Genomic DNA, 21,163 nt, shown 5'->3' on the forward strand with positions numbered 1-21,163 from the left:
GGCGCTGCCATCCGCGACTATCGCCCCCCTCTCCAAGCGCGGCCAGCCGACACGTCGGCAAGCCTTGCTATCCTCTCGCCTGACGGGGTGAGGAAATTCCGATGATCCTCCTCGGCCTAGACCCTGGCCTCGGCACCACCGGCTGGGGCCTGATTGCTGCCGATGGCAACCGGCTCACGCATCTGGGCAATGGCCAGATCAAGACCGATAGCGCGATGCCGCTGGCGACACGGCTCCTCGCGCTCGATCTGGCGCTCACTGACCTGATCCTCGAACATCGGCCCGACGGCGCGGCGGTCGAGGAGGTGTTCGTCAACGTCAATCCGCAATCGACCCTGAAACTGGGGCAGGCGCGCGGCGTGATCCTGCTCAATGCTGCGCGGTCGGGGATGGAAGTCGGTGAATATGCCGCGCGGCTGGTCAAGAAATCCGTCGTCGGCGTGGGCAATGCGTCCAAGGATCAGGTGCACGCCATGGTATCGCGCTTGCTGCCGGGCGTGAAAATCGCCGGGCCGGACGCGGCGGACGCGCTTGCCGTCGCCATCACCCACGCCCATCACCTCGCCAGCGCGCGGCGTATCCCGACGCGGTGAATACGACTAATCGCTAGCTCCGTTCGTTTCGAGCGAAGTCGAGAAACCGCTCGCAGCGTTTCTCGACTTCGCTCGAAACGAACGGATGTTGTTCAATAACCTATCCGAACAGCTCTTCCAGAAACCCCACCATCGCCCGAAAACTCCGCCGGTCCGCGTCCGCGCTATAAGCCAGCCCCTTTTCAGGCATGTTGACGCTTTCGTCGGTGAAGGCATGACCAGTGCGGCCATAAGCGTGGATCTGCCAATCGCACCCTGCCGCCGTCAATTCCTGCGCCAGCGCCACGGTCGCATCGGGCGGGGCAATCGGATCATCCCAGCCATGGCAGACCAGCAATTTCGCGCTGATGGCAGCATTGGCGAAGGGTGGCGCGTCATAGACGCCGTGAAAGCTGACCCCGCCCGCCATGTCCGCGCCCGCCCGCGCCAGATCCAGCACGCATTTGCCGCCAAAGCAAAATCCGATCGCGGCGGTGCGGGCTGCGTCCACCGCGTCCAGCCCCTTGAGCAACGCATGGGCCGACAAGAGCCGGTCCCGCAACAGGCCGCGGTCGGCATTCAATTCTGCCATATAGCGCGCCGCGTCAGGATCGGCGCGGGTGGTCCGCTTGCCCTGACCATAGATATCCACGACCAGCACCACATAGCCCAGCGCCGCGACCTTTTCCGCATAGGCGAAATCGACCTCCTTGGTCCCCAGCACATTGGGAAAGAGCAGGATGCCGGGCAACGGTAGGGAGGCGGCGCTATCGACCACAACCATGCTTTCGAACAGGTCAGCCGGCCCTTCATGGACAATGATTCGGCGCGTGATAGTCATTGTGTCGCTCCTAAATGCTGCCAAAGCCCGGCGCTTCGCCGCGTGCCGCAGGGTTTAGACGGTTGGGCCGCTTCCAGCCGATACGCGGGCGCTTGCGCAGGCGCAGAGTCGGCCAGTCGCCCCGGTCGGCGCGTTCGGCCAGCCGCATCCCCTGCGCGCGATAGGCGGCCAGCACCGCATCAGCCTGAGTATCGAGCAGGCCCGCCAGCAGGATCGTCCCGCCATCCTCGACCAGCGCGCAGAGCGATGGCGCAAGTTCGATCAGCGGCCCGGCCAAAATATTGGCGATCAGCAGATCATAGGGCGCGCGGCCGATGATCGCGGCATGATTGACCCCGGCGGCGGTGACCAGCGCCAACTGCCCCGGCCCGGCACCCAGTGGCACGCCGTTCGTCTCGGCATTTTCAGCGCTGATCTCAACCGCGACCGGATCAATGTCCGACGCGATCGCATAGGTGCGCGGCCACAGGTTCATCGCGGCAAAGGCGAGCAACCCTGTGCCGGTGCCGATGTCGGCGATATTGTTGAACCGCATTCCCACCCGGCGTATCCGGTCCAGCATGGCCAGGCACCCGGCCGTGGTTTCATGCTGGCCAGTGCCAAAGGCGCGGCTGGCAGCGATCAATATATTGACTTGACCCGGTTGCTCAGGGTCACTGGCGAGGTTGCGGACGTGGAAGCGTCCGGCGGTGACCGCTTCAAGCCCTTGCTGGCTCAGCGTCACCCAATCTTCGTCCGGCAGCGCCTCGACCAGCGGCTTGGCCCCGGCGGCGCTGGGTACCATAGAGCGCAGCAATTTGATCGCAGCGGCGCTGGGCTTGCCCTCGAAATAGGCGTCAAGCTGCCAGGCATTTTCATCGTCGGGTGCCGCTTCGCTGGTCATCAGCACCGGCGGGCGTTCCATCAGCGCAAAGGCGGCAATATCCCCGTCCAGCGCTTCGGCCTCAGCGCGGGTGCAGGGCAGGGTGACTTTCCAGCTTTGTGCGGAATGTGTGGCAACGGTCATGCCGCCGCCTTTAGCCGAGCGAGAAGGGGAGGGGAAGCGCAGGAGGATTGGATTGGCGTGTTCCCGCGCAGGCGGGAACCCAGTTCTGACGGTTGGACTGGATTCCCGCCTGCGCGGGAACACACAGCTCCGCTATCAGGCGACCTGCCGCCCGAAATCGGACGATGCGTGCCGCAAGCTGGCAAGCTTGCCTTCGACGCTGACGAAACCGCGTTCCAATTGGTCGATTTCCGATGCCACGACTTCGGTGTCCTGCCGGATCGCCGAAATGGTGGTCGACATCGAATCGGCGGCCAGAGCGGTTTCATCGACGGCGGCGGTAATCATGGTGACGGTCTGCGCCTGCGCATCCATGGCGTGACGGATGCGCTCGGCACTGGCCTGTACCTCGCCCACAGTGTCGCGGATACGTTCGTTGGTTTCCACCGACTGGCGGGTCGATGCCTGAATGACGGCAATCTTGCCCGCAATCTCATCCGTTGCACGCGCGGTCTGGTTGGCCAGGCTTTTGACTTCCTGCGCCACCACGGCAAAGCCGCGTCCGGCATCGCCCGCGCGCGCCGCCTCGATCGTGGCGTTGAGCGCCAGCAAGTTGGTTTGCCCGGCAATGTCGCGGATCAGCCCAAGGATCGATTCGATCGATTTGGCATGGTCGGACAGGGTGGAGGACATGGTGACGGCATCGCCCGATTGTTTGGCGGCGCGCAGGGCAACGCCGGCCGCGCCTTCCACTTCGGTGCGCGCATCCTCGATCGCGCGGATCAGCCCGGCCGATGTGCGCGCGGCTTCCCGCATCGCCAGGGCGGATTGTTCGGCAGCCGCTGCGACTTCCGACGCCTTGCCCAGCATCCCGCGCGTGGCGGCCGAAGCATCCTTGGCCTGTTCGCGCAGCGATTCGCCAAGGCGCGTCGCGCCGTCGATTTCGCCGACGATTCGCTGTTCGAACAGGGTGCCATAGCGCTGCCGTTCGGCGCGCTGCGCTTCGGCCTGATCGCTCGACAGGACATTGCTCATAAAGCCCGCGTCCATCATCGAGATATGCAACATGGTGTGGAGCAGCCGGCGGCGGCGCGGTTCGTCATCGCCGCACTGGTCCCAGACCAGATCCATGATCTTTTCGTTCGCTGCCGCAACGGCGGTCAGCACGGACCGCACCGAAACCCCGTGCTTGCGTGCGTGGCGGACGCAATCAGCGGCCGATCGCGCCCAGCGCGCATCCTGAAAATGCATCAATTTCTGATCGACATATTCGCCCGCTTCCGCCTCGATCCGCGCGACGATGGCTGCACTCAGCTGCGATTGCAGGCCGGTTTCGCGCATATAGGTCGTGAAAAAGGTCGACGCTACGGTCGCCAGATCAGATTGGATCAGCGTGCCGATCTCACGCGCTTCGCGCGCCAGCTTGCCGTCGGGATCGATTTCCGAGAGATAATCCGACGTGGCGCTCACTGTTGGGACGGATGACGGCATGAATGGACAGCCTCTGTTGATGGCCCTGCTGACAGGATGATCGGTTAACGAGGTGACCTTAGCGCGCTTTGGTTAATCACTTCTTATGATCGCGGGACACGGTCGTTGGGGCAGCTATGCTTTGCGCGGCTTGCCCTCATCCGCGTTCGCTCTTAAGGGGATCGCACTTAAGGGACTGATAGGGACAAGGGTAGACATGGCGCGATCCAACAGCCGGCCGCTCTCGCCGCATTTGACGATCTGGAAATGGGGCCCGGCGATGGCCATCTCCATTTTGCACCGCGTGACCGGCAACGGCCTTGCGACCGTAGGCGCGCTGGGTCTGGTCTGGTGGCTGATGGCCGCCGCGACTGGGCCGGAAGCCTATGCGACCTTCATCACATGCGCGACCTCGCCCTTTGGCTATCTGGTGATGATCGGCATCACCTGGGCCTTTTTCCAGCATCTCTTTTCGGGCCTGCGCCACTTCGTCCTCGATATGGGCGCGGGTTATGAACTGCGCACCAACAAGAGCTGGTCGATCGCCGCGATGGTCGCGTCGGTGCTGGTGACCGGCCTTATCTGGCTCTACATTTTCGGAAAGGCCTTCTGATGGGCAACGGTACTGGTATCGGCCGCGTCCGTGGCCTTGGATCGGCGCGGCATGGCGCGCATCACTGGCTGGCGCAGCGCTACACCGCCGTCGGCAACCTGCTGCTGGTGCTGTGGCTGATCTTCAGCCTCTTGAGCCTGCCTGGTCTCGATTATGACAGCGTCGTGCTGTGGATCGCCAATCCGCTGGTCGCGGTGCCGATGATGCTGATGATTGTCAGTATTTTCTGGCACCTGCGCCTGGGGATGCAGGTGATGCTGGAAGATTATGTCCACGACAAGGGACTGGCCTTCTTCTCGATGCTGCTGCTCAACTTCTATGCCTTTGGCGGCGCGGCCGCGGGCGTCTTTGCGATCGCCAAGATCGCCTTCACGGGGGTCGTCGAATAATGACGCAAGCCTATAAGATCATCGACCATGTGTATGACACCGTGGTTGTCGGCGCTGGCGGTTCGGGCCTGCGCGCGACCATGGGCAGCGCCGAAGCGGGCCTCAAGACCGCCTGCATCACCAAGCTGTTTCCCACACGCAGCCACACCGTGGCGGCGCAGGGCGGCATCGCCGCCAGCCTTGGCAACAACTCGCCCGATCACTGGACCTGGCACATGTACGACACCGTCAAGGGGTCGGACTGGCTGGGCGATCAGGACGCGATCGAATATATGGTGCGCGAAGCACCTGCCGCCGTCATCGAGCTGGAACATGCCGGTGTGCCGTTCAGCCGTAACGAGGATGGGACGATCTACCAGCGTCCCTTCGGCGGCCATATGCAGAATATGGGTGCCGGCCCGCCGGTGCAGCGTACCTGCGCCGCCGCCGACCGTACCGGCCACGCCATGCTCCACGCGCTCTATCAGCAGTCGCTGAAATATGACGCGGACTTCTACATCGAATATTTCGCCATCGACCTGATCATGGAAAATGGTGAATGCCGGGGCGTGATCGCCCTGTGCATGGAAGATGGCTCGATCCACCGCTTCCGCAGCCATGCCGTCGTGCTAGCGACCGGCGGCTATGGCCGCGCCTATTTCTCCGCCACCTCGGCGCATAGCTGCACCGGCGACGGCGGCGGCATGGTGCTGCGCGCAGGGCTGCCCTTGCAGGATCTGGAGTTCGTGCAGTTCCACCCGACCGGCATTTACGGTGCGGGCGTGCTGATTACCGAGGGTGCACGCGGGGAGGGTGGTTACCTGACCAACTCCGAAGGCGAGCGTTTCATGGAACGCTATGCCCCCTCGGCCAAGGATCTGGCGTCACGCGACGTCGTGTCCCGCTCGATGGCGATGGAAATGCGCGAAGGGCGCGGCGTGGGCGAGCATAAGGATCATATCTTCCTGCACCTCGACCATATCGATCCCAAGGTGCTGGCAGAACGCCTGCCCGGCATCACCGAAAGCGGCAAGATCTTCGCGGGCGTTGACCTGACCCGCCAGCCGCTGCCCGTCACGCCGACCGTCCATTATAATATGGGCGGCATTCCCTGTAACTATCATGGCCAGGTCGTGACCAAGAAGGGCGATGACCCGGAAGTGATCGTGCCCGGCCTGTTCGCGGTCGGCGAAGCGGCCTGCGTGTCGGTCCATGGTGCCAATCGCCTCGGCTCCAACTCGCTCATTGACCTTGTCGTATTCGGTCGCGCTACGGGCTTGTTCCTCAAGGACAATCTGAAGCCCAACGCGCCGCATAAGCCGCTGCCATCGGATGCCGCCGATTTGGCGCTGGGCCGCCTCGACCATTATCGCAATGCCAAGGGTGCAACGCCGACGGCGGACATCCGTCTCGACATGCAGCGCACGATGCAGAAGCACGCCGCCGTGTTCCGCGACAGCGCGCTCCTGTCCGAAGGCGTCACCCGGATGCAGGCGGTCAACAAGCGGCTCCAGGACGTCAAGGTCAGCGATCGGTCGCTGATCTGGAACACCGACCTTGTCGAAACGCTCGAACTCGACAACCTTATGAGCCAGGCCATCTGCACGATGGAAGGCGCCGAAGCCCGCAAGGAATCGCGCGGCGCCCACGCGCATGAGGATTTCCCGAACCGCGACGACGAAAACTGGATGAAGCACACCATCAGCTGGTTCGAAGGCTGGGGCGGTTCGGGTGGCAAGGTGACGCTCGATTACCGGCCGGTCCATGACTATACGATGACCGACGAAGCAGAATATGTGAAGCCCAAGGCGCGGGTTTACTGATCTGCCGTCAACTGTTGTGAAATCAGAAGGGGCGGGCCGGAAGGTCCGCCCTTTTTCATTCAGAGATGGCTGGCCGCATCCCGGCGTTCATGAAGGATGCGCATCACGATGGCGCGGCCATCGGTTTTCCGAGTGAAATAGCAGATGTAATTTCCTGCTCTGATCCGCAGTAACCGGAGCGGACAATCTCTATCGACTGGGCGGTAGGGGATCGATCGGCGGCGAGCCTGAGTGCTGCATGGATCGCGCCGGTATAGACATCGGCTTGGTCACTGCCCCAGCGATCAAATGTGTAGAACCAGATTTCGGCAAGATCGTGGCGAGCGGCTGGCGCGAACTCAATGCCCTTCATGCGGTTTTGCGGTGTCGCTGGTGCATATCCGCCAGGAACAGATCGAAATCAAATGACTCGGCGGGGCCGCTTTCCTCGCCCTCAATCAGCGCAGCGCGCAGGGCTTCCAGCTTCTGTTCTTCCGATTCCAGCAGCCGCAGACCTGCCCGCACGACCTCGCTGGTCGAACCGTAGCGGCCTTCGCTGACCTTGCGTTCAGCGAAGGCGCGGAAATGATCCCCCAAAGCAATAGATGTGGTCTTGCTGCTCATGGAGCCATGATACCAAATATTGGTAATCGCTTCAACCAAAGGGCAGCAGCCCCTCATAAGCCTCCAGCCCCGGCTTCCCCTCGACCATCACGCCCCGCCGCAGCAGAAAGGCGTGCCGCACAATCTCCGCCTGCTGCTCGATGCCATAGCGCGCGAACGGCTTGCCCGGCACGACATCATAGGCATAGCGGCAGAAGGGATGGCGCATCAGCGGCAGCCACCACCGCCCCGATCGCTGCGCCTGCCACACGTGGGTCATCTCATGGATGAAATGCCCCTGTATGTGCAGCGGGCTTTCGCAAAAATCCGCGCAGAACAGCCCGCCGTCAGGATGAAACCACAGGTCGCCATCGGGCACCATCGTCACGCCGCTGGGCTGAAACGGCCACCATTTGCGCTCATGCACCCGCACCCGCCCATAATCGATCGCTCTTCCAAACACGCCCCGCGCCAGCGCAACCTCATCGGGCGTCAGGCTACGGCTGCTCAATGGCCCTCATGCTCGCCAGCGCGCTTGGCTGCCGCTGCGCCTGTACCCGCCGCCTCCGGCTTGCGGATCACCGCGTCCACCAGCAGCCGGTCGCCATTGCCCATCAGGAAGGTCAACTGCATCTTGCCCCGGCCGATCGCGGTATCGTTGACTCCCCACAGCATCAGATGCTTGCCCCCCGGTGCGAACGCAACCTCACCCTTGGGCGGCACATCGACGCTGTCGATTCGCTCCATCGTCATCATGCCGTCCTTGTTGATGCTTTCATGCATCTCGACCTTGAGCGCATAGTCGGTCAGCACCCCGCGAATCTGCCCGCCCGCGTCGCCGCCATGGGCCACGAAATAGCCCGCCGACGGCGTCTCCTTATTGGGGCTCAGGCGCACATAGGCCTGGTCGACATAGGTGGGCGCGGGGTCGCCACAGGCAGCCAGCGCCAGCGGAGATAAAAGGGCGAAAAGGGCAAAGGGCGCGCGCATCAACTGGTTCCTGACTGTCTCGTTTCCGGTCGGTAAGCATAGCTAATCGCCCCAGCTTCTTGTGCCAAGCAAAAGCGCCCCTATATCGCCCATGCAAACCGGCCTTGCCTTGGCGCTTTCGTGAGGTATGGGGCCATCAACCGCTGAATAGAATTTGGGGTTCAAAGAGGACACAATGGCAAAAGTTATCGGTATCGACCTTGGCACCACCAACAGCTGCGTCGCCGTCATGGACGGTGGAAAGCCCAAGGTAATCGAAAATGCGGAAGGCGCGCGCACGACGCCGTCCATCGTCGCCTTCGCCAAGGATGGCGAGCGCCTGATCGGTCAGCCGGCCAAGCGCCAGGCGGTGACCAACCCGGACAGCACGATTTTCGCGGTCAAGCGCCTGATCGGCCGCCGCTTCGATGATCCCATGACCAAGAAGGACATGGAACTCGTCCCCTATGACATCAGCAAGGGTCCGAACGGCGACGCCTGGGTCAAGGCCGGTGGTCAGGATTACAGCCCCTCGCAGATCAGCGCCTTCATCCTGCAAAAGATGAAGGAAACCGCCGAGAGCTATCTTGGCGAAACCGTCACCCAGGCGGTCATCACCGTCCCTGCCTATTTCAACGACGCTCAGCGTCAGGCGACCAAGGACGCAGGCCAGATCGCCGGCCTTGAAGTGCTGCGCATCATCAACGAGCCGACTGCGGCGGCGCTGGCCTACGGCCTCGACAAGCAGGACGGCAAGACGATCGCGGTCTATGACCTTGGCGGCGGCACGTTCGACATTTCCATCCTGGAAATCGGCGATGGCGTGTTCGAAGTGAAGTCGACCAACGGCGACACTTTCCTGGGCGGCGAAGATTTCGACGCCAAGCTGGTCGAATTCCTGGCCGCCGACTTCCAGAAGTCCGAAGGCATCGACCTTACCAAGGACAAGCTGGCGCTCCAGCGTTTGAAGGAAGCCGCTGAAAAGGCGAAGATCGAGCTGTCCTCGGCCCAGACGACCGAAGTCAACCTGCCCTTCATCACCGCCGACCAGAATGGTCCCAAGCATCTGGTGAAGTCGATCACCCGCGCCGATCTGGAGCGTCTGGTCGCCGACCTCATCAAGCGCACGATGGAACCCTGCAAGAAGGCGATGGCCGACGCAGGCGTGTCCGCCAGCGAGATCAGCGAAGTCGTCCTTGTCGGCGGCATGACGCGGATGCCCAAGGTGCGCGAGGCCGTGAAGGAATTCTTCGGCAAGGAACCGCACACCGGCGTGAACCCGGACGAAGTCGTAGCCATGGGCGCAGCGATCCAAGCGGGTGTGTTGCAGGGCGACGTCAAGGACGTGCTGTTGCTCGACGTGACGCCGCTCAGCCTCGGCATCGAAACGCTGGGTGGCGTGTTCACCCGCATGATCGACCGGAACACCACAATCCCTGCCAAAAAGTCGCAGGTCTATTCGACCGCCGACGACAATCAGCAGGCGGTGACCATCCGCGTGTTCCAGGGCGAGCGTGAAATGGCGGCGGACAACAAGATCCTCGGCCAGTTCGACTTGGTTGGCATCCCGCCAGCCCCGCGCGGCGTGCCGCAGATCGAAGTCACGTTCGACATCGACGCCAACGGGCTTGTTAATGTCAGCGCCAAGGACAAGGGCACCGGCAAGGAACAGCAGATCCGCATCCAGGCATCGGGCGGTCTGTCCGACGCTGACATCGACCAGATGGTCAAGGACGCCGAACGCTTCGCCGAAGAGGATAAGAAGCGTCGCGAAGCCGCTGAGGCCAAGAATAACGCCGAAAGTCTGGTCCACACGACCGAGCAGCAACTGTCCGAACATGGCGACAAGGTCGATGCGAGCCTGAAGGGCGAGATCGAAACCGCGATTGCCGACACCAAGGCGGCTATCGAAAGCGGCGATGCTGAAGTGATGAAGGCGAAGGCGCAGGAACTCGCTACGGTTGCGATGAAGCTGGGTCAGGCCATTTACGAGAAGGAGCAGGCTGCGGCCGCCGCTCCGGGTGCCGACGCGCCCAAGGCCGATGACGATGTCGTCGACGCCGAATTCTCCGAAGTGGACGACAACAAGGCTTGAAGCTGAAGCCCTATACCCGTCACCCCGGTCCAGGCCGGGGTGACGGGACAGCCGGGCGGGGGTCCGAATGACGACCGAAATCGACTATTATGAACTGCTCGAAGTCGAGCGCACCGCCGATGCCGGGGTTCTCAAGAGCGCCTATCGCAAGCTGGCAATGAAATATCACCCGGACAAGACCGGGGGATGCGCCGACAGCGAAGCCAAATTCAAGGCGGTCTCGGAAGCCTATGAGGTTCTAAAGGATCCGCAGAAGCGCGCTGCCTATGACCGTTTCGGCCATGCGGCCTTCAAGCAGCAGCAACAAGGCGGCGGCGGTGGTTTCCACGGCGGCGGCGCTGGCGGTTTTTCCGACCTAGGCGATATATTCGAGACGATTTTCGGCCAGGGCGGCGGCTTCGGCGGCGGCGGTCGCCAGCAGCAGCGGCGCGGCGCGGACCTGCGCTATGATCTCGAAATCACCCTCGACGAAGCCTATCATGGTAAGCAGACCGAGATCGAGATCGAGGTGTCTGCCGCTTGCGACAGTTGCGAAGGCTCCGGCGCGCAGCCCGGCACCGGGGCCAAGACCTGCCATACTTGTAAGGGTCATGGCCAGGTCCGCGCGCAGCAGGGTTTCTTCGTGGTCGAGCGCACTTGCCCGTCCTGCCATGGCGCGGGCAAGGTGATCGAAAGCCCCTGCCGCTCCTGCCGGGGCGAAGGGCGCGTGGACAAGCCCAAGACGCTGCCGGTCAACGTCCCCGCGGGCGTGGACGACGGCACCCGCATTCGCCTGTCGGGCGAGGGAGAGGCGGGCGCGCGCGGCGCACCGGCTGGCGATCTCTACATCTTCCTCCACGTCAAACGCCATGCGCTGTTCGAACGCGACGGCACGACCCTCTTCTGCCGCTGCCCGGTCAGTTTCACGACAGCAGCGCTCGGCGGGACGATCGAAGTGCCGGGCCTGGACGGTGTGCGCCACGCCATCAAAATCCCGGTCGGCATCCAGTCGGGCAAGCAGATCCGCCAGCGTGGCGCGGGGATGCCCGTCCTTAATGGACGCGGGCAGGGCGACTTGGTCGTCCAGATCGACGTCGAAACCCCCACGAAGCTTACGCCCAAGCAGAAAGAACTGCTCGAAGCCTTCCGCGAAACCGAAACTGGTGAAGAATGTCCGGCCTCGACCGGCTTCTTCGGCAAGATCAAGGATTTGTGGGGGGATTAAGCGAACACCCGTTCGCCCTGAGCGAGGTCGAAGGGCACGCCTACGCAGTGAAGGTACTTCGCTTCGCTCAGTAGAAGGCTTCGACTTCGCTCAGCCCAAACGGTTGTTGGAACGGTGCGCACCATTCCGCGCCCACCAGTAAAACGGCAACCCCGCCGCCATCAGCAGCACGCTGGACCCGCTCGCCACAATCCCCGCACCCCACAGCGTCCAAAGCGCGTAGCCAAGCCCGACAATCGCAGCTGGCACCACCACCCGAAACCGCATACTCGCCAGCGCGCAGCCGACATAGAGCCACAGGGTCGCTGACGTCGCCAGCAGCGCCATCGCGGTGAACAGCGCCACCAGCCCCTGCAAACTATTGGCGACCAGCAACAGGCTGGCCAGCGCCGTGGACAATATCAGCCCGCGCACCGGCGTCCCCTTGGCATCGGTCCCCGCCAGCCAGCGCGGCAATTCGCCCGCCCGCGCCATCGCCAGCGGCACTTCCCCCATCAGCAGCGTCCAGCCATTCAGCGCGCCCAGACAACTGATCGCCACGAACAAGGCGATGAAACGCGCCGGGCCGGGCGACCAATAATGGCTGACGAAAGCGCCAAAGGGCGACCCGGTCTGCGTCTCCGCCGCTGGCAGGGTCAGCGCGATCCCTGAACAGACCAGCAGATAGATCAGCCCCGTCGCCGCCGTGCCGATCAGCGTCGCGCGCGGGATCGTCCGTGCCGGATTACGCACCTTGTCCGCCGCCACGCTGGCCGATTCAAACCCCAGCAGCGCCCATAACGTCAGCGCCGCCGACGCAGTGATCCCCGCGCCCGTCAGCCCCTGCGCCGGGAAGGGCGCGACCTGCGCCGTGCCGCTGCCCACCGTCACCACCAGCAACACCAGCACCACCGCAATCGGAATCAGTTTGATAATGGTCGTGACGATCTGCGTCATCCCCGCCGCCCGCGCGCCAATCAGGTTGATACCGGTCATTGCCCACAAAAAGCCGATCGAACAGAGCGCCCCAACACCCGGCCGCGCCAGCAGCGGCATGACGCTCGACAGGTTCGCCGTCGCCGCCACCGCAATCGTGACATTGGTGATGATGATCGACAGCCAGTAGATCCAGCCAATCGCAAACCCGGCAAGCGGCCCATAGGCCCGCGCGATCATCTGCGACGCACTCGTCCCCGGCAGTGCCACCGTCAGCCGCGCAATCACGAAGGCCAACACCAGCGACCCCGCAATCGTAAACCCCCACCCCGCCACCGCATCCCACCCAAAGGGCGCCAGCGCGGCAGGCAGCAGGAACACCCCCGACCCGATCATATTGCCCATGACCAGCGCAATACAGGCGGCAAGGCCCAGCGTGCGTGCAGGCGCGGGACTGGTGGCGATGGTCATGCTGGCGGTCCCCCGTGAAAGGGGGCAGCCTATCGCGGGTGGCGGGCATTGGCCAGTTCTGTGGCCAAACCCGCCCTCCCGCAACTTACGCCGCCAGGAACATGTCCGGGTCCAGCGCCATCAGCGCGTCGGCGCCGCCCTCAATCTTGCGGCGCAGCGACCCCGCGTCGGGCATGATCCGCTCGGCAAAGAAGCGCGCCGTCACCAGCTTGGCTTCCAGAAACTTCGCGTCCCCTTCGCCCGCCGCCAGCAGCCCGGTCGCGGCCTTGGCCATGCGCAGCCACATCAGCCCGGTCGCGACGATGCCCAATATGTGCATATAATGATGCGCACCGGCCCCGGCATTGTCGGGATTCTTCATCGCATTCTGCATCAGCCACATGGTCGCGGCCTGCAACTGGCCGGTCGCCTTCTCCAGCGCTTCGGCCAGCGCTGCCAGCTTAGGCTCGGCCTTGGCATCGGCGACTTCGGTCGCGATGATCTTCAGGAACGCCTGCAATGCGCGGCCACCGTTTATCGCCAGCTTGCGGCCGACCAGATCCATCGCCTGCACCCCGTTGGTGCCCTCGTAAATCTGGGCAATGCGCGCGTCGCGGACATACTGTTCCACGCCATTTTCCCAGATATAGCCATGGCCGCCAAACACCTGCTGGCTGGACACGGCAACGTCGAAACCCTTGTCGGTGCCATAGCCCTTGATCACCGGGATCAGCAGGCCAATCAGGTCGTCGGCCATTTGGCGCTCTTCTTCCGTGGCGGCATGGTGCGACAGGTCGACCTGCAACGCTCCCCACAGGATCAGCGCGCGCAGCCCTTCGGTGATCGCCTTGCCCTCCATCAGCATCCGGCGCACGTCGGGATGGACGAACAGCGTGTCGGCCTTTTCCTCCGGTTCCTTCGGCCCGGTCAGCGCGCGGCCCTGCCGCCGATCACGGGCATAATGGACCGCATTCTGCAAGGCGATTTCCGCCTGGCCAAGCCCTTGCAGCCCCACGCCCAGCCGCGCCGCGTTCATCATGATGAACATCGCGGCCAGCCCCTTATTCTCCTCGCCGACCATCCAGCCGGTCGCCCCGTCATAATTCATGACGCAGGTGGCGTTGCCATGGATACCCATCTTATGCTCGATCGATCCGCACGACACCGCATTGCGCTCGCCCAGCGACCCGTCGTCATGGACCATGATCTTGGGGACGACGAACAGCGAAATGCCCTTGCTGCTGTCCGGCGCGCCCGGCGTCTTGGCCAGCACCAGATGGATGATATTCTCCGACAGGTCATGCTCACCCGCCGAAATGAAAATCTTGGTGCCGGTGATCGCAAAGCTGCCATCGGCATTGGGCACGGCCTTGGTCTTGATGAGGCCCAGATCGGTGCCGCAATGCGGCTCGGTCAGGTTCATCGTGCCGGTCCATTCGCCCGACACCATCTTGGGAATGTAACGCTGTTGCAGTTCGTCGCTGCCCTTGGCGATCAGCGCCGCGACCGCGCCTGCGGTCAGGCCATGATACATTTCAAACGCCTGATTGGCCGACAGCACATATTCGTCCACCGCCGTCGCCACCACACTTGGCAGCCCCTGGCCGCCAAATTCGGTCGGCGAATGGAGCGTGGTCCAGCCGCCCGCGACAAACTGGTCGAACGCATCTTTGAACCCCGTCGGCGTGGTCACGCTGCCATCGGGATGGCGGGTGCAACCTTCCTTGTCGCCCACGGCGTTCAGGGGAAACAGCACTTCGGCGGCGATCTTGCCGCCTTCGGTCAGGATCGCCTCGACCAGATCGGGGGTCGCATTTTCAAAGCCGGGCAGGTTGGCATAGCGGTCCAGCCCAACAACATGCTCAAGCACGAAACGTGTGTCACGGACGGGTGGCGTATAACTGGGCATAATCGTCTCCGGGCGTTTTTGTTATCGGGGGGGAGGGGGTTCAGTCTTTGGCGATGGCAGCTACGAAACTCGCCAGTTCGGCGATGGCCGCGTCGATATCGTCCTTCTGCCGGGTCAGCAGTTCGATCCGCGCCTCGCATTTGGCGATGGTGACGCGGCGCTGCTCTTCATGTTCCTCGTCGGCGTCATACAGGTCGATCATCTCGCGAATCTCGGTCAGGCTGAAACCGACCCGCTTGCCGCGCAAAATCCACGCCAGTCGCGCGCGGTCGCGCCGCGAATAGATGCGGGCCAGACCCTGCCGTTCCGGCGCGATCAGCCCTTCATCCTCATAGAATCGCAGGGCGCGGGCAGTGACGCCGAACTCCTCGGAAAGGTCGGAAATACTATAGCTCTGCTGGTCCCGATGATCGGGTAGCTCGATGCCGGCGATGCTGCTGCGCGTATCCATGGCAGGTGATGTAGCGCAACTTTACGTTTACGTCAAGGTGAGTGAGGGCAGTGCGACATGGACCAAATGTCCTGGTGACAGGCCGGACGCATGCCGCTAGGGGGACCGAGTCATGACGGGGGCCATCAGACATTCCAGCACCGCACGCGGCCTGCTTGCCGCATTGGCGCTGCTTGTGTTTGCCGTGCAATTGCTGGTGCCGTCGGGCTTCATGCCTGTTCGCACGGACAAAGGCGTCATCGTGACCCTTTGCACCGGGCAGGGCGCGATCAACGTCCTAGTCAATCGCAACGCCACGCCGGGCAAGGGCGACCATGCCCCCGACGATGGCATGGCCGGAAACATGCCCTGCGCCTTCGCTGCGTCGGTTCAGCCCGCCGTGCCGCCTTTGTTGTTGGCGGACATGCCCTTGCCTGCCTGGCAACTGGCCCATGGCCCAATCGCCTTCGCGCTCAAAACCGGGCTGATCGCCCGCCTCGCCGCACCTCCTCCGCCTTCATCAGGGCCGCCTGCGATCATGTAATCCTCCCCTTTGGGGGAGGGCTGTCGCGTATGAGCCGGACCTTAATTTATTTCCTCATGCTGAACTTGTTTCAGCATCCATCGTGCCCCAACAGCCGCCGCTGGGGACGAGAAATGGACCCTGAAACAAGTTCAGGGTGACGAGTAAAGAGGACAGGGCTTCCTATGCGATAGCCCCGCCCCACACGGGGGAGGACGCAATTTCCCCGGCCCCATCCTGACCGAATAACGTCAGGACAGAACACTATATCAATAGGTTACATCCCATGCGTATCACCCATGCCACACGCAGCGCGTCGCTGTGCGCGCTTGCCTTTGCTCTTTCTGCCGTCCCCGCCATGGCCGACGAAGCCCCAGACCAGAGCAGTATCATCGTCACCGCCAGCGTGATTGCCGAAGAAGCCGCCGCCCGCGTGCAGCGCACCCCCGGCGGTGTCGATGTCGTGGCCGCCGACGATTATGAGAACAAACTCGCCGTCTCGCTGCGCGACGCGCTGACCTATTCGCCCGGCGTCTATACTCAGCCCCGCTTCGGGCAGGAGGTCCGCATCTCGATCCGCGGGTCCGGCCTGTCCCGCGGCTTCCACATGCGCGGGCTGACCCTGTTGCAGGATGGCATCCCGCTCAATCTGGCCGACGATAATGGCGACTTTCAGGAATTTGACCCGCAAGTCTTTCAGCATCTCGAAGTCTATCGTGGCGGCAACGCGCTGCGCTTTGGCGGATCGACGCTGGGCGGCGCGATCAATGCCGTGACCCCGACCGGACGCAGTGCGCCGGGCATCGAACTGCGCGTCGATGGCGGCAGCTTCGACACCATCCGCACCAAAGCCGCCTATGGTTATGCCGACGAAACCGGCGATGCCTTTGCCGCGATCACCAGCGACCGCTCGGATGGCGACCGCGACCATGGCAAGCGGAAATCCTATCGCTTCAACGGCAATGTCGGCGTGAAGATCAGCGAGACAATCGAAACCCGCTTCTATGCCAGCGCCCAGACCATCCGTCAGAAATTGTCCGGTTCACTCAGCGAAAAATCGGTGCTGACCGATCCGACCAAGGGCAATTTCGTTGGCGATCAGGCGCGCGACATTGACTCGATCCGCCTGCAAAACCGCACCACGATTCAGATTGGCGGCGGGCAACTGGCGTTCGGCTTGTTCCTCAATGCCAAGGATCTTTATCACCCCATCTTTCAGGTCATCGACCAGAAATCGGAAGATCGCGGCGCGTTCGCCAGCCTCGATCTGGCGGGCGATCTGGGCGGCCTGCCGGTCGAACTGACGCTTGGCACGCAGGCGCGCTTTGGCAAGGTCACCGCACGCCAGTTCGTCAACCTGTCGGGCAAGCGCGGCGCGCCCACCGCCAATGTCCAGCAGCGCGCCCAGACGATCAACAGCTATGGCGAAGTCCGGCTCGCCCCTGCGCCCGGTCTGTGGCTGATCGCGGGCGGCCTCTACACCCATGGCGAACGGCGGATCGACAATCGCTTCGCCCCGCAACGCAGCGGCGACGCCAGCTTCGATGCCTTCTCGCCCAAGATCGGCCTGCTCTACAAGCCCGACGATGCCCTGCAATTCTACGCCAATTATAACCGCTCGGTCGAACTGCCCGGCTATAGTGAACTGAGCCAGACGCCCGCAGGCGGCGCGCCCGGCTTCACCCCGGTTGGTCCGCAAAAGGCATGGACCGCCGAAATCGGCACCCGTGGTCGCATCGGCATCGCATCCTGGGACGTCAGCCTCTATCGCGCCGACATCAAGGGCGAGATGCTGCAATATAGCGTTGTCCCCGGCGTCATTCCCGCCGCGACCTTCAACGCGGACAAGACCCGCCATCAGGGCGTCGAAGCCGGTCTCGAACTCGCCTTCACCCCTTGGGCATCACTCCGCCAAGTCTATCAATATAGCGATTTCCGCTTCCGCAACGACGCCATCTACGGTGACAATCGCCTGCCGGTGGTGCCGCGCCATTTCTACCGCGCCGAACTCAAACTGGGAACTGACAGGCTCAGCGTCTCGCCTTCGGTCGAATGGCTGCCGCAGGGCGCGTGGGTCGATTATGTCAACAGCAAGCGGGTGAGCAGCTATGCCCAGCTCAACCTTGGCGCGCAGGCGCAGGTACGCGATGGCGTCACCCTGTTCCTCGATGCGCGCAACCTGACGCAGAAGCGCGCGGTCGGCGACATCAGCGCGCTGGTCCGCTACACGCCCGACGTTGCGGCAACGGCAGCGGACGAAGGCAGCGTCGCCTTCTACCCGCTCGAACGCCGCGCCATCTATGGCGGCGTGCGCGCGCGTTTCTGAACCGGGGGACAGGACGATGGATGACACAGGCTTTTACCGGGCGATGTGGCGCTGGCATTTCTACGCCGGTCTCATCGTCCTGCCCGTTCTGGCGCTGATGGCGGTGACCGGCGCGCTCTATCTCTACAAGCCGGAGATAGAGGCGATGCTCTATCCGGTGCATATGTCGGGCGCACCAACGGCCTCGCCCCTCCCGCCATCACGCCTGATCGCCACGGTGGAGCAGGCGACAGGCGCGCAGGTGACCCAGATTGCGCGACCCGCCAGTCCCTCCGAAAGCTGGCGGGTGATGACGAAGACGGACGCTGGCCCGCCGACCGTCTATTTCGTCGATCCCCGCAATGGCCGGATATTGGGTGAGATGCGCGGCGGCGGCGTCATGAAGGTCATCAAGGATCTGCACAGCCTCGCGCTCACCGGACCGGTGGGCAACCGGCTGGTGGAGGTCGTCGCGGGCTGGGCGATCCTGCTCTGCATCACCGGTCTCTATCTGCGCTGGCCCCGGCGCGGACAGCCGGCCCTGGCGATCCGGGGCCGGGCATCGGGTCGCCTCTTCTGGCGCGATCTGCATGGCACGCTGGGCTTCCTGTCCGCTGCTGTCATCCTGTTCTTGGCCATCACGGGGATGCCCTGGACACAGGTGTGGGGCGGGGGACTGCGCGCCGTGGTAGCCGCCAATGACTGGGGGCGACCCAAAATGGCGGCAATCCCATGGAGCGCGCCAGCCAAGGACGCGCTGCCCTGGACGCTGCGCGAAGGCGGAGCGGCGGCGGGCAGAGCAGGCGACATCGGCGTCGATGAAGCGCTGCGCATCGCCACCACGCGCGGCATGGGCAGCGTCCAGATCATTCTGCCCGCCACCGCCGGCGCGCCCTATCTGGCCGCATCCATCGTCACACAGGCGCAGGATGCCCGCGCCATCACCATCGACGCGGCATCCGGCGCAGTGGTGCAGGACATGGACTGGCGCATGTTCGGTCCCGGCGCAAAAGCGGTCGAATGGGGCATCGCCACCCATCAGGGCCAGCAATATAGAGAGGCCAATCGGCTGCTGATGCTGGCGGGCTGCCTCTGCCTCCTGCTGCTTTGTCTGACGGCACCTGTCCTGTGGTGGAAGCGGCGCAAAGAGGGACGGCTCACCGCGCCACCCGCCGCTACCCCCGTCGCAAAGCGTATGGTTGCCGGGCTGATGCTGTTGATCGGTGTGCTGTTCCCGCTGACCGGCCTCAGCATGGTTGCCGCGCTGGCAGGTGAGTGGATCATGGGTCAGCGCCGGACGGCCTAAATCCCGTTCGGGCTGAGCTTGTCGAAGCCGCGTCCTTCTTCTCGGAAAAAAAGGACTACCCTTCGACAAGCTCAGGGCGAACGGATTACATGAGCGGCTAGGTTTCTGTCCAAGGCGGACGGTTTTCTTATCCGGCCACATCCTCTACAGCCCGACCATGATCCGTCTCTCCGGCCTGCAACTCCCGCTCGACCACCCTGTCGAGGCGATCCCCGCCGCCATCTGCGCTCGGCTGGGCATCGCCGCGTCCGACCTTTTATCCCACAGTCTCGTCCGGCGCGGCAATGATGCCCGCCGCCGCAGCGCAATCCAGCTTGTCTATACGTTCGACATCGCCGCCACGGACGAACCCGCCATCCTCGCCCGCTTCGCCGGGGACAAGGATGTGCGCCCCACCCCAGACACCAGCTATAAGTTCGTAACCCATGCCCCTGAAGGCGGTCCGGCGCTGCGCCCCGTCGTCATCGGCGCAGGCCCATGCGGTCTGTTCGCAGGCCTCATCCTCGCGCAAATGGGGTTCCGCCCGATCATCCTCGATCGCGGCAGGCAAGTGCGCGAACGCACCAAGGACACATGGGGCCTGTGGCGTCGCGCCGAGCTGAACCCCGACTCCAATGTCCAGTTCGGCGAAGGCGGGGCAGGCACTTTCTCCGATGGCAAACTCTATTGCCGCGTCAAAGACCCCCGCTTTCTGGGCCGCAAGGTGCTGGAGGAATTTGTCGCGGCGGGCGCCCCCGACGACATATTATGGGAAGCGCACCCCCATATCGGCACGTTCCGCCTTGTCACCATGGTCGAATCCATGCGCCGCCAGATCGAGGCGCTGGGCGGCGAATATCGCTGGCAGACCCGCGTTGACGATCTCGCGCTGGAACCGGCAGGCGACGGCACGCAAAAGCTGCGCGGCCTCCATATGCAGGACGGCAGCTTCCTCGAAGCCGACCATGTCGTCCTCGCTGTCGGCCACAGCGCCCGCCTGACCTTCGAGATGCTGCACAGTCGCGGCGTCCATATCGAAGCCAAGCCTTTCTCCATCGGCGTGCGGATCGAACATCCGCAAAGCTGGGTCGATCGCGCCCGCTATGGCAATTGCGCGGGCCACCCGGATCTCGGCGCAGCGTCCTACAGCCTCGCACATCACTGCGCCAATAGCCGCACCGTCTACAGCTTCTGCATGTGCCCCGGCGGCCGCGTCGTCGCCGCCACGTCGGAGGAAGGCCGCGTCGTCACCAACGGCATGAGCCAATATAGCCGCGCCGAATTCAACGCCAATTCTGGGCTGGTCGTCGGCATCGATCCCGCCCGCGACTATCCCGACGGACCGCTGGCTGGGATCGAATTGCAACGCCGCTGGGAATCGGCGGCCTTTGTCGCGGGCGGCGCCTCCTATTTCGCGCCGGGCCAGACCGTGGGCGACTTCATGGCCGGTCGCCCCTCAACCGCATTGGGAGAGGTCCTCCCCTCCTACAAGCCGGGCGTCACCCCCACCGACCTGTCGCTTTGCCTGCCCGATTATGTGGTGGACGCCATCCGCGAGGCACTGCCTGCTTTCGGCCGCCAGATCAGCCATTATGACCACCCGGACGCGGTCATGACCGGCGTGGAAACCCGCACATCCTCTCCCATCCGCATCACGCGCGGCAAGGATTTCCAAAGCCTCAACGTCGCCGGTCTTTATCCGGCAGGCGAGGGGGCGGGCTATGCGGGTGGCATCCTGTCGGCGGCGATCGACGGCATCAAGGTGGCGGAGGCGGTAGCGCTCTCCACCAAAATCTGACCGGGGAGCTAATGGAGATTTGGATG

20 protein-coding genes are annotated in these 21,163 nt (G+C 63.6%); 10 read left to right on the forward strand and 10 right to left on the reverse strand.

Annotated features, from left to right (window positions below; genetic code table 11):
• The first annotated feature begins 101 nt into the window (after window positions 1–101).
• Complete coding sequence (gene ruvC, locus KRZ98_RS00270; RefSeq protein ID WP_006956228.1) at window positions 102–593, forward strand: crossover junction endodeoxyribonuclease RuvC; 492 nt, start codon at window positions 102–104, stop codon at window positions 591–593.
• Window positions 594–693: 100 nt separating this feature from the next.
• On the opposite strand, the gene KRZ98_RS00275 is transcribed toward ruvC, so the two are convergent.
• The 3 genes from KRZ98_RS00275 to KRZ98_RS00285 form a co-directional block, all read right to left on the reverse strand.
• On the reverse strand, window positions 694–1,413 hold the full coding sequence (locus tag KRZ98_RS00275; protein WP_217671633.1) for a dienelactone hydrolase family protein: 720 nt from the start codon (window positions 1,411–1,413) through the stop codon (window positions 694–696).
• Between the two features lie 10 nt (window positions 1,414–1,423).
• Window positions 1,424–2,419: a 50S ribosomal protein L11 methyltransferase gene (locus KRZ98_RS00280; protein WP_217671635.1), complete on the reverse strand. Its 996-nt coding sequence runs from the start codon at window positions 2,417–2,419 to the stop codon at window positions 1,424–1,426.
• 135 nt (window positions 2,420–2,554) lie between these two features.
• Complete coding sequence (locus KRZ98_RS00285; protein WP_217671636.1) at window positions 2,555–3,889, reverse strand: methyl-accepting chemotaxis protein; 1,335 nt, start codon at window positions 3,887–3,889, stop codon at window positions 2,555–2,557.
• Between the two features lie 196 nt (window positions 3,890–4,085).
• Between KRZ98_RS00285 and sdhC the strand changes: the two genes are divergently transcribed.
• From sdhC to sdhA, 3 genes are read left to right on the forward strand one after another with little or no spacing between them, the layout of a single operon-like run.
• Window positions 4,086–4,481 (forward strand): succinate dehydrogenase, cytochrome b556 subunit, encoded by a 396-nt coding sequence (sdhC, locus tag KRZ98_RS00290; RefSeq protein ID WP_217671637.1) that lies wholly within the window; start codon window positions 4,086–4,088, stop codon window positions 4,479–4,481.
• Complete coding sequence (gene sdhD / locus KRZ98_RS00295; protein ID WP_006956239.1) at window positions 4,481–4,870, forward strand: succinate dehydrogenase, hydrophobic membrane anchor protein; 390 nt, start codon at window positions 4,481–4,483, stop codon at window positions 4,868–4,870. The genes sdhC and sdhD overlap by 1 nt, the downstream gene beginning before the upstream one ends.
• Complete coding sequence (gene sdhA, locus KRZ98_RS00300; protein WP_217671638.1) at window positions 4,870–6,672, forward strand: succinate dehydrogenase flavoprotein subunit; 1,803 nt, start codon at window positions 4,870–4,872, stop codon at window positions 6,670–6,672. Before sdhD ends, sdhA begins: the two co-directional genes overlap by 1 nt.
• Window positions 6,673–6,775: 103 nt before the next feature.
• Here sdhA and KRZ98_RS00305 read toward each other — a convergent pair whose 3' ends face one another.
• Genes KRZ98_RS00305 through KRZ98_RS00320 form a run of 4 tightly spaced genes read right to left on the reverse strand, consistent with a single transcriptional unit; the run spans window position 6,776 to window position 8,244 of the window.
• Complete coding sequence (locus tag KRZ98_RS00305) at window positions 6,776–7,024, reverse strand: type II toxin-antitoxin system RelE/ParE family toxin (RefSeq protein ID WP_217671639.1); 249 nt, start codon at window positions 7,022–7,024, stop codon at window positions 6,776–6,778.
• Window positions 7,021–7,275, reverse strand: coding sequence for a type II toxin-antitoxin system ParD family antitoxin (locus KRZ98_RS00310; RefSeq protein WP_217671641.1), 255 nt, complete (start codon window positions 7,273–7,275; stop codon window positions 7,021–7,023). The genes KRZ98_RS00305 and KRZ98_RS00310 overlap by 4 nt, the downstream gene beginning before the upstream one ends.
• Before the next feature lie 31 nt (window positions 7,276–7,306).
• Window positions 7,307–7,765 (reverse strand): vgr related protein, encoded by a 459-nt coding sequence (locus KRZ98_RS00315; protein WP_217671643.1) that lies wholly within the window; start codon window positions 7,763–7,765, stop codon window positions 7,307–7,309.
• Window positions 7,762–8,244, reverse strand: coding sequence for a copper chaperone PCu(A)C (locus KRZ98_RS00320; RefSeq protein WP_217671644.1), 483 nt, complete (start codon window positions 8,242–8,244; stop codon window positions 7,762–7,764). Before KRZ98_RS00320 ends, KRZ98_RS00315 begins: the two co-directional genes overlap by 4 nt.
• A 175-nt stretch (window positions 8,245–8,419) precedes the next feature.
• On the opposite strand from KRZ98_RS00320, the gene dnaK reads away from it, so the two are divergent.
• Window positions 8,420–10,318, forward strand: a complete 1,899-nt coding sequence (gene dnaK, locus KRZ98_RS00325; RefSeq protein ID WP_217671646.1) for a molecular chaperone DnaK — start codon at window positions 8,420–8,422, stop codon at window positions 10,316–10,318.
• Between the two features lie 67 nt (window positions 10,319–10,385).
• A complete protein-coding gene (gene dnaJ, locus KRZ98_RS00330; RefSeq protein ID WP_217671648.1) occupies window positions 10,386–11,522 on the forward strand; it encodes a molecular chaperone DnaJ in 1,137 nt (378 codons plus the stop codon).
• A gap of 90 nt (window positions 11,523–11,612) precedes the next feature.
• Here dnaJ and KRZ98_RS00335 read toward each other — a convergent pair whose 3' ends face one another.
• From KRZ98_RS00335 to KRZ98_RS00345, 3 genes are all read right to left on the reverse strand, one after another.
• Entirely contained in the window at window positions 11,613–12,908 is a 1,296-nt protein-coding gene (locus KRZ98_RS00335) for an amino acid permease (protein ID WP_217671650.1), read from the reverse strand.
• Window positions 12,909–12,993: 85 nt separating this feature from the next.
• Window positions 12,994–14,796 carry an acyl-CoA dehydrogenase C-terminal domain-containing protein gene (locus KRZ98_RS00340; RefSeq protein ID WP_217671651.1) on the reverse strand — a complete coding sequence of 601 codons (1,803 nt, stop codon included), beginning with the start codon at window positions 14,794–14,796 and terminating at the stop codon, window positions 12,994–12,996.
• Window positions 14,797–14,836: 40 nt separating this feature from the next.
• Entirely contained in the window at window positions 14,837–15,247 is a 411-nt protein-coding gene (locus KRZ98_RS00345) for a MerR family DNA-binding transcriptional regulator (RefSeq protein ID WP_217671653.1), read from the reverse strand.
• 112 nt (window positions 15,248–15,359) lie between these two features.
• On the opposite strand from KRZ98_RS00345, the gene KRZ98_RS00350 reads away from it, so the two are divergent.
• The 4 genes from KRZ98_RS00350 (at window position 15,360) to KRZ98_RS00365 (ending at window position 21,137) form a co-directional block, all read left to right on the forward strand.
• Entirely contained in the window at window positions 15,360–15,770 is a 411-nt protein-coding gene (locus tag KRZ98_RS00350) for a hypothetical protein (RefSeq protein ID WP_217671655.1), read from the forward strand.
• A 265-nt stretch (window positions 15,771–16,035) separates the two neighbouring features.
• The gene (locus tag KRZ98_RS00355; protein WP_217671657.1) at window positions 16,036–18,075 is read left to right on the forward strand and encodes a TonB-dependent receptor; all 2,040 of its coding nucleotides are present in this window, start codon (window positions 16,036–16,038) and stop codon (window positions 18,073–18,075) included.
• A 16-nt stretch (window positions 18,076–18,091) separates the two neighbouring features.
• Window positions 18,092–19,360 (forward strand): PepSY domain-containing protein, encoded by a 1,269-nt coding sequence (locus tag KRZ98_RS00360; protein ID WP_254797986.1) that lies wholly within the window; start codon window positions 18,092–18,094, stop codon window positions 19,358–19,360.
• 157 nt (window positions 19,361–19,517) lie between these two features.
• Window positions 19,518–21,137, forward strand: a complete 1,620-nt coding sequence (locus KRZ98_RS00365; RefSeq protein WP_217671659.1) for an NAD(P)/FAD-dependent oxidoreductase — start codon at window positions 19,518–19,520, stop codon at window positions 21,135–21,137.
• The last annotated feature ends 26 nt before the right edge of the window (window positions 21,138–21,163 follow it).

Origin of the sequence: Sphingobium sp. AS12 (assembly GCF_019097845.1) — a bacterium.
GTDB lineage: Bacteria > Pseudomonadota > Alphaproteobacteria > Sphingomonadales > Sphingomonadaceae > Sphingobium.